Source organism: Streptomyces sp. R28, from assembly GCF_041052385.1.
Lineage (GTDB): Bacteria > Actinomycetota > Actinomycetes > Streptomycetales > Streptomycetaceae > Streptomyces.
The window spans coordinates 10,280,904-10,296,374 of sequence record NZ_CP163439.1 but is presented as its reverse complement, the minus strand read 5'-3'; the positions used below and the strand labels follow the sequence as shown (position 1 = coordinate 10,296,374).

Here is a 15,471-nt window from a genome sequence, read left to right as displayed (position 1 = left end):
TGCGCGGGCGGTCGTCCTGACCGCTCGCTCGCAGGGGCGGGGGACTCTGCGCTGCCGTCTCCCGAAAGGAAGCACATGCCTCAGGACGTCAGGTTCGACCTCCCCTTCGACACCCCGGTCAGCGAGCATCTGGAGTACGCCCGAGCGCGCCACCTGCGCTGGATCTGGGACATGGGCCTGGTGCGCAGTTACGCCGGGTTCGAGGAGTACAAGTCGTGGGACCTGCCGCAGGCCGCCGCCCGCACCTACCCGCACGCCTCGGCGGACGACATGGTCGTCCTGATGAACTGGTTCTCCCTCGCCTTCCTCTTCGACGACCAGTTCGACGCGAACCAACCCGACCGCGCCGATCGAATAGCCGAGGTCGCGCGTGAGCTGATCATCACCCCGCTGCGCCCGGCGGGCACCCGGCCCCGAGTGGTCTGCCCGATCACGCTGGCCTGGGCGGAGGTCTGGAACCACCTTTCGGATGGCATGCCCTTGACATGGCAGACGCGGTTCGCCGCCTCCTGGGGCCGGTTCCTCGTGGCGCACTGCGAGGAGGTCGACCTGGCGGCCCGCGGTCTCGAGGGCACGCTGGGGCTCGACGAGTACACGATCTTCCGGCGTCGTACGGTCGGTATCCACCACAGCATCGACGCGGGTGAGCGCAGCCGCCGCTTCGTGGTGCCCGCGCATGTGATGGCGCATCCGCTGATGGAACGGATGCGGGACCTCGCCGCCGACACCATCGGCTTCATGAACGACATCCACTCCTTCGAGCGTGAGAAGCGCCGGGGCGACGGCCACAACCTGATCGCCGTGCTGCACCGGGAGCGGCGCTGCTCGTGGGAGGAGGCGGCCGACGAGGCGTACCGGATGACGGTCGCCTGCCTCGACGAGTACCTCGAACTGGAGGCGAGCGTCCCGCAGATGTGCGACGAGCTGGGCCTCGACGCCAAGGGCTGCGAGCAGGTGCGGATGGGTGTGGAAGCCATCCAGCACTGGATCAACGGCAACTACGAGTGGGCGCTGGTGTCGGGCCGGTACAGCGCGGCGAAGGACGGTCCCGCGGCCGCCGCCGAGCTGGCGGGCCGGGGTTCCGTGGACGACCTGCTGGCGGTGTGAGTCAGGCGTGTGAGACGACGCATCCGTCCGGCCGGGACAAACCGGCCGGACGGCTCGCTTGTGCGTCTGCGGGTGCGCCTATACGGCGAACTCGACCGGCAGGCTGTCCAGTCGGGACTCCCAGGTGGAGGCGGTGGAGGTGAGCTCCTCCGCCGGCACGGCCAGGCGCAGGCCCGGCAGCCGGTGCAGCAGGACGTCCACGGCGATCTCGATGATGGCCATGCCGATGCCCTGCCCGGGGCATTCGTGCGGACCGGCGCTGAACGCCAGGTGTGAGCTGTTGCCCTGGACGGACACCCCGGGGTCCGGCCGGACGTCGGGGTCGACGTTGCCGGCCGCGAGGCCCAGCACGAGCAGGTCGCCCTCCTCGATGTGGTGGCCGCCCAGCTCCAGGCCGACGGTGGCGAAACGCCCCGGCAGGACCACGAGCGGCGGCGTGTCCCACATCGCCTCCCCCACCACCGTGGAGATGTTCAGCTCACCGCTGATGAGGCCGGAGAGCCGGGAGGCGTCGCTGAGGATCTTCTCCAGCACACGGGCCAGCAGGTTGCTGGTCGTGACGTGCGCGGCGATCAGCACCAGCCGCAGATGGCTGATCACCTCGTCCTCGTCGAGACCGGCGTGGTGCTCCAGCAGCGCCGTGGCGAAGTCGGAGCCGGGTTCGGTGCGCTTGCGCCCGGCGAGCTCTGCGAGGATCTGCATGATGCGGTCGTTGTGCACGATCGCGTCCGCGCCGCCCTTGAGGACATGGGCGCTGGATTCGACCAGCTGACGGCCCTCCCCCTGCGGCAGCCCGAGGATGCGGGTGAGGACCAGCATCGGCAGGTACTCGGCGTAGTCCGCCACCAGGTCGGCGCGTCCGGCGTCGGCGAACGCGTCGATCTGCTTGTTGGCGAAGTGCGTCGCATGGCGCCGTACGCCCCGGTCGGCCGCGGCCTGCAGCCCGTCGGTGACCGCGCCGCGCAGTCTGCGGTGCGGCTCGCCGTCCTGGGACACACAGTCGGGACGCCAGCCGATCATGGGGATCAGCGGGTGGGTCTCCTCGACCCGGCCCTCCCGCCAGTCCCGCCAGATCCGGGCGTCCCGGCTGAACTGGCGGGGGTTGTCGAGCACCCGCCGGATGTCGCGGTAGCCCAGGACCAACCAGGCCGGGACGTCACCTTCGAGCAGCACCGGAGCCACGGCCCCGTGCTCCTTGCGCAGCCGCTCGTAGATGCCGAGCGGGTCGGTCGCCGCCTCCGGCCCGTACAGCCGGGTGAGCTCGGCCGAACCGTGGGCCACGGGGCAGCCGCGCGGCGCGTCGGGATCGTTCGAGGGCTGGGCGTTCATCGGGACTCCAGAGCGACGGCAGAGCGTTCCTTCAAGTGACGTACGAGCGCGACGAGTACGTCGCGGCTGGAGGTCCGGTCGCGGGCGTCGCAGGCCACGACAGGGATGTGCGGGGAGATGTCGAGGGCGTCCCGGATCTCCTCCACCGGATAGTCCTTGGAGTCCGGGAAGATGTTCAGCGCGACGACGAACGGGACGTTCTGCCGCTCCATCTCCTCGATCGCCCGGAAACTGGAGGCGAGCCGGCGCGTGTCCACCAGCACGACCGCGCCGAGCGCGCCCTTGAACAGGCCGTTCCACAGGAACCAGAAGCGCTCCTGGCCGGGCGTGCCGAACAGGTAGAGCATCAGGCTGTCGTTCAGGCCGATCTTGCCGAAGTCCAGGCTGACGGTGGTCTCCGTCTTGTCGGCGACACCGATGAGGTCGTCGACGTCGGCGCTGGCCTGGGTGAGGGTCTCCTCGGTGGTGAGCGGCTTGATGTCGCTGACCGAGCGGACCATGGTGGTCTTCCCGGTGCCGAATCCGCCGGCGATCATCACCTTCACCGAGCGGATGCCCCCGGCGTGCGGCCCGCCTGGTTGGTCAAAGCCTTTCAAGTCCACTGAGTACCTCCTCAAGGAGCGCGAGGTCGGGCCCGCGGCCGGCACCATGCGCCGGGATGGGGTCACGGGCTTCGACGTGGCCTGCCTCCAGCAGATCCGTCAGCAGCACCGCGAGAATGTTGAAGGGCAATCCGAGGTGGGCGCCGAGTTCGGCCACCGACAGCGGATCGCGGCAGCGCCGGAGGATCTCCTCGTGCTCGTGCTGCATCGCCGGTACGGGACTGGTGCGGGAGACGATGAGGGTCGCCACGTCGAGACTCGACGCCGAACCGCCCGGCCCGCTACGCCCCTTGGTGAGGACGTAGTAACGCTCGAGACCGGACGGGTTCGCGGACCCGCGGGGAGCACTCATCCAGAGTGCTCCTCCAGGCGCGGAGTGGTGCCGAGCAGTTCGCCCATCCTGCGCGCCAGGTCCCTCATCTGGTGGCCGAGCAGGCCCTGGTCGAGGCCTTCCCGGGCGAGGACGCCGAGATAGGTCTCCACTCCGGCCCGTACGACGAAGAGGTGGCCGCCGTCGACCTCGATCATCGCCAGCCGGAGCTGTCCCGCGTACTTGGGGAACTGCTGGGCGACCGGCTGGGCGAGCGCCTGCAGTCCGGCCACCACCGCCGCGAAACGGTCCACGTCGTCGGGGTCTTCGGCACCGTAGGAGGTGACGGCCTTGCCGTCGCTGGAAGCCACGAGGGCGAAGTTGATCTCCTGGATGCTCTCCACCAGGTCGCGGAGCGCCCAGCTCACGTCGGTTCCCTGTTGCGTCATGGGGACTAGTCGCTCTCTTCAGTGCGGTGCTGCTCGGTGGACTCGCGGCCGACGGCCGGCGCGCCTTGCTCACCGGGCTCGCGGCCCGCGGTGGCGAAGGCGGCCAGGCCGGCGAAGGACGCGTCGGGCGGGACGGAGGCGACGGTGGTCGTCTCCTCGGTCCGCTCCGGGCGTTCGGCCGGTTCGTGGCGGGTCACCTCGTGCCGTTTGCTGCGGCGCCGGGGCAGGCCGCCGGGTGTGGTGTCCACGGCGTCGGCGGTGTCGGCCGCAGCCGCCTCGGTGGCGGCCGGCTCGCGGGCCGGGGCGGTCGCGCCGGCCTGTGCCGTCGGTGCGGTCGCCGCCGGGGCGGCGGAGGCGGCCGCGGGCAGCCGGCTGAAGTACTTGTGCGGAACCACGACCACCACCGAGGTGCCGAGCCACGGCGAGTCCGCGAAGGTGACGCGGATGCCGTACCGGCGAGCGAGGATGCCGACGACGCGCAGTCCGATGTTCGCGTCCTCCGAGATGCCGCCGAGGCCCGCGCCGGACGCGGTGCCGTCGAGGGCGTGCTCGGCCTCGCGCTTCTTCTCCTCGCTCAGACCCTTGCCGGAGTCCTGGATCTCGATGCCGACGCCGTTCGGGACCTCCTTGCCGGAGACGACCACCGGCTCGGTGGGCGGCGAGTAGCGGGCCGCGTTGTCCAGGAGGTGGGCGAAGATCAGCGTGAGGTGGTCCACGAGGCCGCCGTCGACGCCGAGTTCGGGCAGGTGGCGTACCTCGATGCGGTGGAAGTCCTTGATCCGGCCGATGCCGCCGCGGACCACGCTGAGCAGGCGCTGCGGCTCCTGCCACTGCCGGCCGGGCCGGTCAGATCCGCCGAGGACGCTGATGCTGGCGGCGAGACAGTCGGCGGGGCCGATCGCCTGGTCGAGCTCCATCAGGCCCCGGGCGACGGCCGGCAGCCGACCGTGCTCGCCCTGCAGTTCGTGCAGACGGCCGCGGAGCTTGCTGGTCAGGACGTGGATGCGGTTGCCGACGCTGATCACGGCCTGCTCGGCGGAGGTCGAGCGGTTGAACTCCTCCTCGACGCCGATCAGGGAGGTCCGCAGGACCTTGCGCAGGTTGGCCTGCAACTCGGCGCTGACCTTGGCGCACTGGTTGACGCTCGGCAGGACGTCGTCGATGGCGTCGCCCGCGCGCAGCTGCCGCAGTGCCTCGGGCAACTGTTCGTCGGCGAGCCGGGCGACCGCGGACAGCTGGTGGGCCAGCTGCTCCTGCCAGACCTCGGCCTGGGCGGCGAGCTGGGCCTCGTAGGACTGGGCCTGGGCGGCGATCCGTTCCTCGTAGGAGCCGCTCTCCTCGGCCAGCCGCTCCTCGTACGCCCGGGCCTGCTCGGCCAGTTGCACCTCGTAGGCGCCGGCCCGGTCGCCGAGCCGGCTCTCCAGTGCGGCGCGCTCGGCTCCGTATTTCCGCTCCAGGCCTGCCACGTGCTGCTGCCACTGCTGCGAGTGCTCGGCCTGCGAGGTGCGGAAGTCGACCTCGGACCTGGTCAGCTGCGCCCGGGTACGCAGCAGGAGGCGTACGCACACGGCGCTGGCCGCGGTCGCCGCGACACCCGCGACGCCGGTGGCTATTCGCTCCGAGCTCATGAACGTGGCGGCAACCGTCCCACCTCCCAAAGCCAGCGGCATCAGCCACCAGCTGTACCAGGCGACGGGGGGCCGCGCCGCCGGCGGCGGAGTGGCGAGTTCCATCTGCATCCTTCGAGGCAACGATCGATCAAGGGGGGTGTGCAAAGCGATCGCACTCATGAGTACGCACCGCGAGATGACCGATCGCGACCGAGTCAACTCGCAGTGCCGATCGGGAGCTTATCGGGTTTGAAAGCAAAAGGATCAACCTGACAGGTTGGCGGAAGTGAGGGTTCCATCACTGTCAGCCAAGAGTACAAACATCGATAAATACCTTTACTGACCTGCACAGTTGGAGAAGTCGACGCCAGGATTCACGCGGGGTTCACTTGCATGCCACGCCATCCTTCACCCGCGGCCAGGCCTCGACGCCGTCGGCGGTGCGGACGTACGCCGTCGAGGTGTCCTCGGTCAGCCACAGCCGCCGGTCGCCGAGCCGGTATCCCGTGTCGTGCGCGTCGTCGGGCATGGGTACGTCACCGTCGTAGGCGGCGTTCAGCATGGCGGGTTCGAGTACACCGTCGGGATCGCGGGCGTACAGCTTGCGGTCCTGGTGCGCGCCGAGTTCGAGGAAGTGCGCCTTCTGCCAGTCGCAGTGGGCCGCTCCGACGGAGCTGCTGATCTCGGTGGTCGGCACGCGGTGGCCGTCCTTGTCGGTCCAGATCTCGTACTCCTTGGTGGCGGTGAAGCTCTCGGGGAGTTCGGCCGGGTCGCAGGAGGCGCTGGTCTCCGGGCCCCAACCGGGGCGGTCCTCACGGTCCTTGGCCACGATGACCGCCACCTTCGTCCGCCCGTCGACGTCGTAGGAGAACAGGACCCGGCCCCTCTCCTCCCGCTCCACGCGGTAGCCGGACCGGGGCACGTCGGGCTGCTCGATCTCGAAGTACGCCTCGAGGCCGCCCTCGGCGGTGGATCCGCCGTCCCCCTTGCTCCACGGTTCGCTGCCGCCGCCCGAGTAGATCTCCCCGTGGCACTCCAGCGCCCGTCCCGCAGCGCCCGAACCCACGCGAACGGCCCGGGCACTGTCCTCGTCGAGCTCCTGAGCGGGGACGTACAGCGGACCGTCGTAGGGCGCGGCCGGCGCTGTGCCCGCCACGACCAGATCTTCCTCGGCACCGCACCCGGCGACCGCCGTCGCCGCCAGCACCGCCGCCACCGCGAGCCCTCTGCGCATTCCTGCCCCCTGTCCTGGCCGCTTTCCTTGATCCTTCGACGCGGCGGAGGGCGGGAACGTTCGGTCTACGGCGTGTCAGCCGCCTGGAACGTACGGCGGTACGCCTGCGGTGACACCCCGATCGCGGCGTGCAGATGCTGGCGCAGGGAGGCTCCCGTGGCGAAGCCGACCTGGCCGGCGATGTCGTCCACCGGCAGGTCGCTGGACTCCAGGAGGTGCCGGGCGCGGGCCACGCGCTGCTGGATCAGCCAGCGGCCGGGGCTGAGGCCGACCTCGTCGCTGAAGCGGCGGGCGAAGGTGCGCAGGCTCATCCGGGCATGGTCGGCGAGGTCGGCCAGCGTCAGGGGTTCGTCGAGGTGCTCCAGGGCCCAGGCACGGGTGGCGGCGGTGCTCGCGGCTCCGCTCTCCGGGACCGGCTGCTCGATGTACTGGGCCTGGCCGCCGTCCCGGAAGGGGGGCACGACGCAGCGCCGGGCCACCGCGTTGGCGAGCTCGTGGCCGTGGTCCGTACGGACGATGTGCAGGCAGACGTCGACGCCGGAGGCGGCGCCGGCCGAGGTGAGGATGCGGCCGTCGTGCACGAAGAGGACGTCCGGGTCCAGGTCGACGTGCGGGTACCGGCGCCGGAACGGTTCGGTCACCTGCCAGTGCGTGGTGGCCCTGCGGCCGTCCAGGAGGCCCGCCGCAGCGAGGACGAAGGCGGCGGTGCAGATCGACACGATGCGGGCGTCCGGGCGGATCAGCGCGAGCGCGTCGGCGACCTCGGCGGGCAGCTCCATGGGGATGTACGGCGCCGCCATGGACGCGACCACCACGGTGTCGGCCGTGGCGAGGATCTCCGGGCCGTGCTGGACGCCGATCGTGAAGTCCGCGTTGGTGCGCACCGGCCGGCCGTCGACGCTGCAGGTCAGCACCTCGTACCGGCCGTCGGCCGCGCCGAAGATCCGGCTGGGGATACCCAGCTCGAAGGGGTAGACGCCGTCCAGGGCCAGCACCACGACCCGTTCCGCATACCGTTCACCGCTCATGGCACGATCCTATCGAAGGTTGGCAATCGTGCCATTTCCCGGTGCGGCGGTCCCCGGCAGGCTGTTTTCCCATGAGCACTGTGAACACGATGCGAGCCATCAGCCAGGACGTCCTCGGCGGTCCCGAGGTCCTGAAGGAAGTAAAGATCGAGCGTCCGACGCCGCGCCCGAACGAGGTGCTGGTCCGCGTCCGCGCCGCCGGCGTCAACCCGACCGACTGGAAGCACCGCGCGACCGGCGGTTTCCTGGGCGAGCCGCCCTTCGTCCTGGGCTGGGACGTCTCCGGCGTGGTCGAGGCGGTCGGCATCGGAGTCGCCCGCTTCCAGCCCGGCGACGAGGTCTTCGGCATGCTGTCGTACCCGTTCGGCCACGGCTCGCACGCCGAGTACGTCACCGCGCCGGCGCGCACCTTCGCGCACAAGCCGGCCTCGATCGACCACACGCAGGCGGGCGCGCTGCCGCTGGTCTCCCTCACCGCCTGGCAGGCCCTGGTCGAGTACGCCGACGTGCGGCCGGGACAGCGGGTGCTGATCCACGCGGCCGCCGGCGGGGTCGGGCACGTGGCCGTGCAGATCGCCAAGGCGCGGGGCGCCCATGTGATCGGCACGGCGAGCGCGGGCAAGCACGACTTCCTGCAAAGCCTTGGCGCGGACGAGTTGATCGACTACCGGGAGACGGACTTCGCCGACGCCGTGAAGGACGTGGACGTCGTACTGGACACCCTGGGCGGTGAGACGTCCGTGCGCTCGCTGAGGGTGCTGCGCCCGGGCGGCCTGGTCGTCTCGATCCTGCCGGTCGGGTCGGACGAGTTCTACGAGGAGGCCGAGCGGCTCGGCGTTCGGGGCGTGCGGATGCTCGTGGACGCCGACCGCGCCGACCTGCGCGCGATCGCGGACCTGGTGGAGAAGGGACAGTTGCGCGCCGAGATCGCCGGTACGTTCCCGCTGGCCGATGCCGCCGAGGCACACGCGCTCGGCGACACCGGCCGCACCACGGGGAAGCTGGTCCTTTCGGTGGACTGACGGCCGGCCGACGTCAGAACGTGAGCACGGGCTTGATCGCCTTGCCCGCGCCCATGTCCCGTACCGCCTGGTCGATCTCCGCGAACGGATAGGTGCTGATCAGGCGGTGCAGCGGGAGCCGCCCCTCCTTCACCAGGCGGACCAGGGCCGGGATGAAGTCCTGCGTCTCGGCGTCACCGAGGGTGAGTCCGACGACCTGCTTGCCGCCGAGCAGCCCGTTGACGTCCAGGGCGACCTCGGCGCCGAACGGCGGGGCGCCGACGACGACCAGGGTGCCGCGGGCGGCGAGCGCGTCGACGCCCTGGCGCAGGACGCCGACGTTGCCCGTGGTCTCCACGACGCCGTCGGCGCCCTGGCCGCCGGTGATCCCGGCGAGCGCCTCGGCGAGATCGGTCTCGGCGGCGTTGACGGTGTGGGTGGCGCCCAACTCCTTTGCCAGTGCCAGGCGTTCGCCGACCCGGTCGACGGCCACGATGTTGGTGGCGGGGGTGAGGGCGGCGGCCATGACCGCGGACAGGCCGACGGCTCCGGCGCCGAGGACGACGACCGTGCTGCCGGTGACCGGCTTCAGTACGTTCCAGACGGCGCCGACCCCGGTCTGCACGCCGCAGCCCAGCGGGGCGATCGACTCCAGCGGTACGTCGGGGTCGACCTTCACGAGGCTGCGCTCGTCCACCACCGCCCGCTCGGCGAAGGAGGACTGCCCGAAGAAGTGACCGCCGAGCTCCTCGCCGCCCCGGCTGATCGTGCTGCTGCCGTCGGCCCGGCGCCCGCCGATGAGGTTCAGCGGCAGCCAGGTCGCGCAGTACGCCGGGTGCCCGCCCCGGCAGTTGCGGCAGTCGCCGCAGGAGGTGAAGGACAGTACGACGTGGTCGCCCGGCGCGACGCCGGTGACGGCCGAGCCGACGGCCTCGACCACACCGGCGCCTTCGTGGCCGAGGACGCCGGGGAGGGGGAAGGGCAGTCCGCCGCTCGCCACGCCGAGGTCCGTGTGACACAGGCCGGTCGCCACCATGCGGACGACGGCCTCGTGCGGTCCTGGCTCGGCGAGCTCCACGTCGGAGAGGGTGAAGGGGGCTCCGCCGGACTCGACGACGGCGGCACGGGTGGGGATGGACATCTGGCGAATCTCCTTGGCGGTGCGCTCAGTCGAGCGAGACGACGACGGACTTGGTGGTGGTGTAGGCGTCGAGCGCCTCAGGCCCGTACTCGCGCCCGAAGCCGGAGTCCTTGACTCCGCCGAAGGGGACCGCGGGGTCGAGCATCGCCCAGTCGTTGACCCAGACGATGCCGGCCTGAAGCCGGTCGGCGACACGGTGGGCGCGGGCCAGGTTGCCGGTCTGGATGCCGGAGGCCAGCCCGTACGGCGTGGAGTTGGCCAGCTCGACGGCCTCGTCCTCGGAGTCGAAGGGCTGCACGGTGAGGACCGGACCGAAGATCTCCTCCTGGACCACCCGGGAGTCGTTCGGCAGGTCGGCGATCACGGTCGGCTTGTAGTAGTAGCCGCCGTCCAGGTCGAGCCGCTCACCGCCGCAGACGATGCGGCCGCCCTCCTTGCGGGCCAGGTCGACGTACTCCTCCACCTTGCGCAGGTGCCGCTCCCCCGCCATCGGACCGACGACGGTCTCGGGCTTGCGCGGGTCGCCGAGCGGAACACCGGGCACCGCGTCGGCGAGGATGCCGAGCAGCGTGCTGTAGACCGGGCGCGCCACCAGCAGCCGGGGGCCGCCCATGCAGAACTGCCCGGTGTTGAAGACGAACCCCTTGATGATCGCGCCGACGGCCTTCTCCAGGTCGGCGTCCTCGAAGACGACGTGGGCCGCGTTGCCGCCGAGCTCCATGGTGACCGGCTTGAGCGACTCCCCGGCGAGGGCCGCGACCTTCCTCCCGACGCCGGTCGAGCCGGTGAAGGCGACCTTGTCCACCCCGGAGTGCCGCAGCAGTGCCTCGCCGGCCGCGGGGCCGCCGGTGACGACGTTGACCACGCCGTCGGGGACACCGGCCCGCTTGAAGAGCTCGGCCATGTACAGGGCGCTGAGCGGAGTCTCCTCGGCCGGCTTGTGCACCACCGTGTTGCCGGCCGCGAGCGCCGGGGCGATCTTCGAACCGGCCAGGATCAGCGGGAAGTTGTACGGAGTGATCGCCGCGACCACACCGATCGGCCGCCGCAGGACGTAGGCGAGGGCGTTCATGGGCGTGTCCCGGACGGAGCCGTCCAGGGCGTGGGCGAGGGCGGCGAAGTGCTCGTAGTCGTTGGCCGCGTTGGTCACGTCGACGGCGTGGGCGAGCGTGATCGGCTTGCCGACGTCGCGGCTCTCCAGCTCGGCGATGGTGTCCGCGTTCTCCCGGATCAGCTCGGCGACCCTGTGCAGCACCCTGCCCCGCTCGCGGCCGCTCAGCCCGGACCAGGCACCGTCGTCGAAGGCCTCCCGCGCGGCGCGCACAGCCGCGTCCACGTCGGCGGCACCGGCGTCCGCGACGGTCGTGACGACCGCGCCGCGGGACGGGTCGACCACCTCGGTGCGCGCTCCGTCGGCGGCCTCACACCACTGGCCCCCTATGAACAACCGACCGGGTTCGATCTCGAAGGTGGTCATTGCCACTCCTCAGCCTCATCGCCAAGATTTCAACCAACAGGATTCCTGCGTGTTCGCAGTCTCATTACAGACAGGTTTCCTGTCAATGCTCTAGGGTGAACTCATGCTCGACACCCAGGCAGCCAAGGCACCTCCGTCGCTTCTCTACATGGTGAAGCAGGTGGAGCTCGTCGTGCGCTCCCACCTGGACGAGCTGGTCAGGCCGTCCGGGATCACCGCGCTGCAGTACACCGCGCTCACCGTGCTGCAGCGGCACGACGGACTGTCGGCCGCACAGCTGGCGCGCGACTCGTTCGTCACGGCGCAGTCCATCGCCGATCTGGTGCGCAGCCTGGAGGGCCGCGGGCTCGTCCGCCGGGAGCGCAATCCGCGCAACCGCCGGGAGCTCCTGATCCTGCTGACCGACGCCGGGCGCGAGCTGCTCGCGCGGCACGAGGAGTCCGTACGGGAGCTGGAGGAGCGCATGGTGCGAGAGCTCACGGCTCATCAGACCGAGCAGTTCCGCCAGGCCCTCTCGAAGGCCTGGCACGCACTGTCGTAGCCGCGCCCCGGACATCTCGCGAAACCTCTGTCGCAATTCGAAGACATATGTCAATCGAACATGCTCAAATTCGCTCAATCGAGGGTAACTTGCAGTGCGGGGACTGGATTTGGGCAGCCCGCCGCAAGTGAGCAGGTTGGAGGCGATGTCGTCGTGCAGCAGGAATCTGCGCCGTTCAGTCGGCATCTGCGCGTCCACCGGCACCGGGGCCACACGGTGCTGGAGTTCCGCGGCGAGATCGACATCGCGGCGGCGGTGGAGATAGCGCCGTACCTGGACCGGGTGACGACACACCCCGACGCCCGGATCGTGATCGACCTCAGAAGCGTCGAGTTCTTCGACTGCTCGGGACTGCGCCTGCTCTACCGGGCCCGCGCCCGGGTGCTCGACCACGGCGGCCGGCTGCACCTGGTCTGCACCCACCCGCTGACCCTGCGGGTCCTCAAAATCACCGGGCTGTCCCGGCTGCTCCCCCCGCATCCGACACCGGACGCGGCCCTGAACCAGCCCGAGGCCACGTCCGGCACGTTATGAGGCTCCTGCTCCTGCGTGATGGCCGCGGTGCACGTGGGGCTCTATTCGGTTCCCGGCGCGTCGAACAGGGCACTGACCGACTCCCCGTTGTGAATGCGGCGCACGGCCTCGGCCAGCGCGGGGGCGATGGACAGGATGCGCAGCTTCTCGGTGCGCTCCTCCTGCGGGACCGGCACGGTGTTGGTGCACACGATCTCCAGTACGTCGGGCTGCTCGCCGATCCGCTTCAGGGCGCCGGACGCGAACAGGCCGTGCGTGCAGGCGACGCGGATCGACCGCGGCCCCAACTCGCGCAGCCGGTCGAGGAGTTCGAGGACCGTACTGCCCTTGGCGATCTCGTCGTCCAGGACGATCACGTCCCGTCCGGTCACCTCGCCGATGACGGAGTTGATGCTGACCCGGTCGTCCGCGAACCGCTGCTTGGCGCCGGCGGCCACTTGGGCGCCGATCATCCGGGCGAACGCGGCGGCTTCCTTGGCGTTGCCGAGGTCCGGCGAGACGACGGTCGTACGGGAGAGGTCGTACCGGCGGAAGTGGGCGGCGAGTTCGCGCAGTGCGTGCAGGTGGTCGACCGGCACCGTGAAGAAGCCGTGCACCTGCGGCGAGTGCAGCGTCATGGCGAGGACGCGGCTCGCGCCCGCCGACACCATCAGGTCCGCCACGAGCCGCCCGCCGAGCGAGATACGAGGGGCGTCCTTCTTGTCGGAGCGGGCGTAGGAGTAGTGCGGCATGACGACGGTGATCCGGCGTGCGGACGCGCCGCGCGCGGCGTCGCACATCAGCAGGAGCTCGACAAGGTGTTCCTGGACGGGCCGGACCAGCGGCTGGATCAGGAAGACATCCCGTTCCCGGCAGTTGGCCTGCAGCTGCACCTCAAGGCAGTCGTTGGCGAACCGGCTGACCCGGGTGGGGCTGAGCGGCACCCCCAGGTGAGCGCAGACCTCCGCCGCCAGTTCGGGGTGGGCACTACCGCTGAACACGGCGATCTCTCGCACGATCCGCTCCTCGCCTGATCATTCCGGGTGGCGGAATCATGCTACTGACCTCGGCAGAAACGTTGCGGCTCAGGTGTGGGCGAGAGCGTGTGGGGATTGCCTCACCAGGACACGGGCAACCGGAGCGGGCTCCGCGTCATCTGCCCCTCCCGCCACACGATGGTCTCGGGGGTGAACTCGGCCCGCAGGCGTGGGAAGCGGGCGGCGAGGCGGTGCAGGGCGAGTTCGAGTTCCAGGCGGGCGAGCCAGGCGCCCAGGCAGTGGTGGGGTCCGGCGCCGAAGGCGATGCCGGGCGAGGCCAGGGGGGCGAAGAGGTCGGGTTCGCCGGGTGGGAAGGCGTCCGGGTCTCGGCCGGCGGAGTTGGTCTGGACAGCGACCACACTGCCCGCCGGGATCAGCACGCCTCCCACCTCGGCGTCCTCGACGGCGCGGCGGATCAGCCCGGGCAGGACCCGGCCCTCGCTGAGCGGGATGGTGCGCAGCAGCTGTTCGGCCGCGGTGGCCGCGGCCCCCGCGTCCTTGGCGAGCCCCGGCCAGGCCGCCTGCCCGTCGGTGAGGAGGTAGACGACGGCGTTGCCGAGCGCCGTCATGGTGGTCTCGTGCCCGGCGACGACCAGTCCGCAGACCAGGGTGAGCAGTCGGCGCTCGTCGATGCCGAGTGCGTCGCCCGCCGCGACCAGCCCGCTCACCAGGTCGTCGCCCGGTGACGTCCGACGCTCGGCCACCAGCCGACCGGCGAACTCGCCGAACTCCCGCATCGCCAGGCCGACTTCCTCGGCGGTGTGGGCGCCACCGGACAGGGCGTGATCGGCCCAGCGCCGGATGCGCTCGCTCTCCACGTGCTCCAGCCCCATCAGGCGGCAGATCACCGAGACGGGCAGCGGCCGCGTGAACCCCTCGATGATGTCGGCGGGCCGGTCCCGTTCGGCGAGGTCGTCCAGGAGCGCCTCGACCACCGAGGCCACCCAGGGTCGCCAGCGCGCGATCGCCCGGGGCGTGAAGGCCCGCTGCACGGTGCCGCGCAGCATCTGGTGGGCGGCACCGTCCTGGTTGACGAGCCCGTCGGGTGAGTCGAGCAGGTTCGGTACGACGAGCAGGGGCGGGGCGTCCGCCGCGTGCAGCGAACTCCTGTTGAACCGAGGGTCCATGAGCACCTGCCGCACCTCGGCGTACCGGGTCACGAGCCATACCGGGGTGCCCGTGGCGAGGGTGCCGAGCCGGGGCGGTCCGGGCTCGGGGAGGCTGATGCGGTGCATGGGGCGAAGCGGCCGAGAGGTGCTGTCTGCGCTCATCCGGGTCTCCAGACGCGCCGGTACGGACGGTTCCCCACGCTAGTGCGCCGCTGCCGCCTCAGCCAGTGGCGGCAATCGGCCAACGGACAGGTCCGGCAAGGGATTTGGGGGTACTTGGTTGAACAGGGAAGGAGGAACGTCGACATGACGACTCCCATCAAGCGCATCAACAAGCGCATGCCCGGCTGGGCGAAGGTGGTGAGCGCCCTGATCCTGGTGCTCGTCGTCTTCTTCGCCGGGATCAGGCTGAGCGTGATCCCGGGCCTCAAGGACCTGTTCGGCACCGAGACCAACGACCGTTCGGGTCCCGCACTGCTCCAGTCCATCCAGGACATGAGCCGCTACGACGCCGCCTCCGGCAACTTCCAGATCGTCGTGGATCTGGAGAAGGACGCCAAGTTCCTGCCCGACGCGATCCGCGGCACCCGCACGCTGTACGTCGGCGCGGGCACCGTGGACGCCTATGTCGACCTCGGAAGGGTCGGTAAGGACGACGTCACGGTCAATGACGACCGTACGTCCGCAACGCTCCGTCTCCCGCACGCCGCCCTCGGCAAACCGTCCCTGGACCCCGACCGCTCCTACGCGGTCTCCAAGCAGCGCGGTCTCCTCGACCGTCTCGGCGATCTCTTCTCGGACAACCCGAACAGCGAACAGGCCGTCCAGAAGCTGGCGGTCAGGCACATCGGCGAGGCGGCCAAGGAGAGCAGGCTGACCGCACGCGCCGAGACCAACACCACCGACATGCTCGAAGGCCTGCTCCACTCCCTCGGCTTCAAGGAGGTGAAGGTGGTGTACGGGGCCTGAGCCCCCTGCGGCTC

The 15,471-nt window shown here is 70.6% G+C and carries 16 protein-coding genes; 5 read left to right on the top strand and 11 right to left on the bottom strand.

Going from position 1 to position 15,471, the window contains the following annotated elements; genetic code table 11:
- Positions 1–75: 75 nt before the first annotated feature.
- Entirely contained in the window at positions 76–1,107 is a 1,032-nt protein-coding gene (locus AB5J49_RS44940) for a 7-epi-alpha-eudesmol synthase (protein ID WP_369174635.1), read from the top strand.
- 78 nt (positions 1,108–1,185) lie between these two features.
- On the opposite strand, the gene AB5J49_RS44935 is transcribed toward AB5J49_RS44940, so the two are convergent.
- The 7 genes from AB5J49_RS44935 to AB5J49_RS44905 all read right to left on the bottom strand — a co-directional run bounded on the left by AB5J49_RS44935 (position 1,186) and on the right by AB5J49_RS44905 (position 7,669).
- A complete protein-coding gene (locus tag AB5J49_RS44935) occupies positions 1,186–2,436 on the bottom strand; it encodes a cytochrome P450 (RefSeq protein ID WP_369174634.1) in 1,251 nt (416 codons plus the stop codon).
- Positions 2,433–3,038 carry an ATP/GTP-binding protein gene (locus tag AB5J49_RS44930; protein ID WP_369174633.1) on the bottom strand — a complete coding sequence of 202 codons (606 nt, stop codon included), beginning with the start codon at positions 3,036–3,038 and terminating at the stop codon, positions 2,433–2,435. The genes AB5J49_RS44935 and AB5J49_RS44930 overlap by 4 nt, the downstream gene beginning before the upstream one ends.
- Positions 3,019–3,390 carry a DUF742 domain-containing protein gene (locus tag AB5J49_RS44925; RefSeq protein ID WP_369174632.1) on the bottom strand — a complete coding sequence of 124 codons (372 nt, stop codon included), beginning with the start codon at positions 3,388–3,390 and terminating at the stop codon, positions 3,019–3,021. The genes AB5J49_RS44930 and AB5J49_RS44925 overlap by 20 nt, the downstream gene beginning before the upstream one ends.
- A complete protein-coding gene (locus tag AB5J49_RS44920) occupies positions 3,387–3,797 on the bottom strand; it encodes a roadblock/LC7 domain-containing protein (protein ID WP_369174631.1) in 411 nt (136 codons plus the stop codon). Before AB5J49_RS44920 ends, AB5J49_RS44925 begins: the two co-directional genes overlap by 4 nt.
- A 5-nt stretch (positions 3,798–3,802) precedes the next feature.
- Complete coding sequence (locus AB5J49_RS44915; RefSeq protein WP_369174630.1) at positions 3,803–5,530, bottom strand: ATP-binding protein; 1,728 nt, start codon at positions 5,528–5,530, stop codon at positions 3,803–3,805.
- Positions 5,531–5,792: 262 nt separating this feature from the next.
- Entirely contained in the window at positions 5,793–6,641 is an 849-nt protein-coding gene (locus AB5J49_RS44910) for a hypothetical protein (protein ID WP_369174629.1), read from the bottom strand.
- A gap of 65 nt (positions 6,642–6,706) precedes the next feature.
- Positions 6,707–7,669: a GlxA family transcriptional regulator gene (locus tag AB5J49_RS44905; RefSeq protein WP_369174628.1), complete on the bottom strand. Its 963-nt coding sequence runs from the start codon at positions 7,667–7,669 to the stop codon at positions 6,707–6,709.
- Between the two features lie 71 nt (positions 7,670–7,740).
- On the opposite strand from AB5J49_RS44905, the gene AB5J49_RS44900 reads away from it, so the two are divergent.
- Entirely contained in the window at positions 7,741–8,691 is a 951-nt protein-coding gene (locus AB5J49_RS44900; protein ID WP_369174627.1) for an NADP-dependent oxidoreductase, read from the top strand.
- A gap of 13 nt (positions 8,692–8,704) precedes the next feature.
- Here AB5J49_RS44900 and AB5J49_RS44895 read toward each other — a convergent pair whose 3' ends face one another.
- Both AB5J49_RS44895 and AB5J49_RS44890 read right to left on the bottom strand, forming a co-directional pair.
- Complete coding sequence (locus AB5J49_RS44895; RefSeq protein WP_369174626.1) at positions 8,705–9,811, bottom strand: NAD(P)-dependent alcohol dehydrogenase; 1,107 nt, start codon at positions 9,809–9,811, stop codon at positions 8,705–8,707.
- Between the two features lie 25 nt (positions 9,812–9,836).
- Complete coding sequence (locus tag AB5J49_RS44890) at positions 9,837–11,288, bottom strand: aldehyde dehydrogenase (RefSeq protein ID WP_369174625.1); 1,452 nt, start codon at positions 11,286–11,288, stop codon at positions 9,837–9,839.
- 103 nt (positions 11,289–11,391) lie between these two features.
- Here AB5J49_RS44890 and AB5J49_RS44885 point away from each other — a divergent pair, with 103 nt between their 5' ends.
- Entirely contained in the window at positions 11,392–11,829 is a 438-nt protein-coding gene (locus tag AB5J49_RS44885; RefSeq protein ID WP_369174624.1) for a MarR family winged helix-turn-helix transcriptional regulator, read from the top strand.
- A gap of 153 nt (positions 11,830–11,982) precedes the next feature.
- On the top strand, positions 11,983–12,363 hold the full coding sequence (locus AB5J49_RS44880; protein ID WP_369174623.1) for an anti-sigma factor antagonist: 381 nt from the start codon (positions 11,983–11,985) through the stop codon (positions 12,361–12,363).
- Positions 12,364–12,404: 41 nt separating this feature from the next.
- Here AB5J49_RS44880 and AB5J49_RS44875 read toward each other — a convergent pair whose 3' ends face one another.
- Positions 12,405–13,358 (bottom strand): ribose-phosphate diphosphokinase, encoded by a 954-nt coding sequence (locus tag AB5J49_RS44875; protein WP_369174622.1) that lies wholly within the window; start codon positions 13,356–13,358, stop codon positions 12,405–12,407.
- Between the two features lie 101 nt (positions 13,359–13,459).
- Entirely contained in the window at positions 13,460–14,650 is a 1,191-nt protein-coding gene (locus tag AB5J49_RS44870) for a cytochrome P450 (RefSeq protein ID WP_369174621.1), read from the bottom strand.
- A 144-nt stretch (positions 14,651–14,794) separates the two neighbouring features.
- Here AB5J49_RS44870 and AB5J49_RS44865 point away from each other — a divergent pair, with 144 nt between their 5' ends.
- Positions 14,795–15,457 carry a DUF4230 domain-containing protein gene (locus tag AB5J49_RS44865; protein WP_369174620.1) on the top strand — a complete coding sequence of 221 codons (663 nt, stop codon included), beginning with the start codon at positions 14,795–14,797 and terminating at the stop codon, positions 15,455–15,457.
- Positions 15,458–15,471 lie beyond the last annotated feature (14 nt).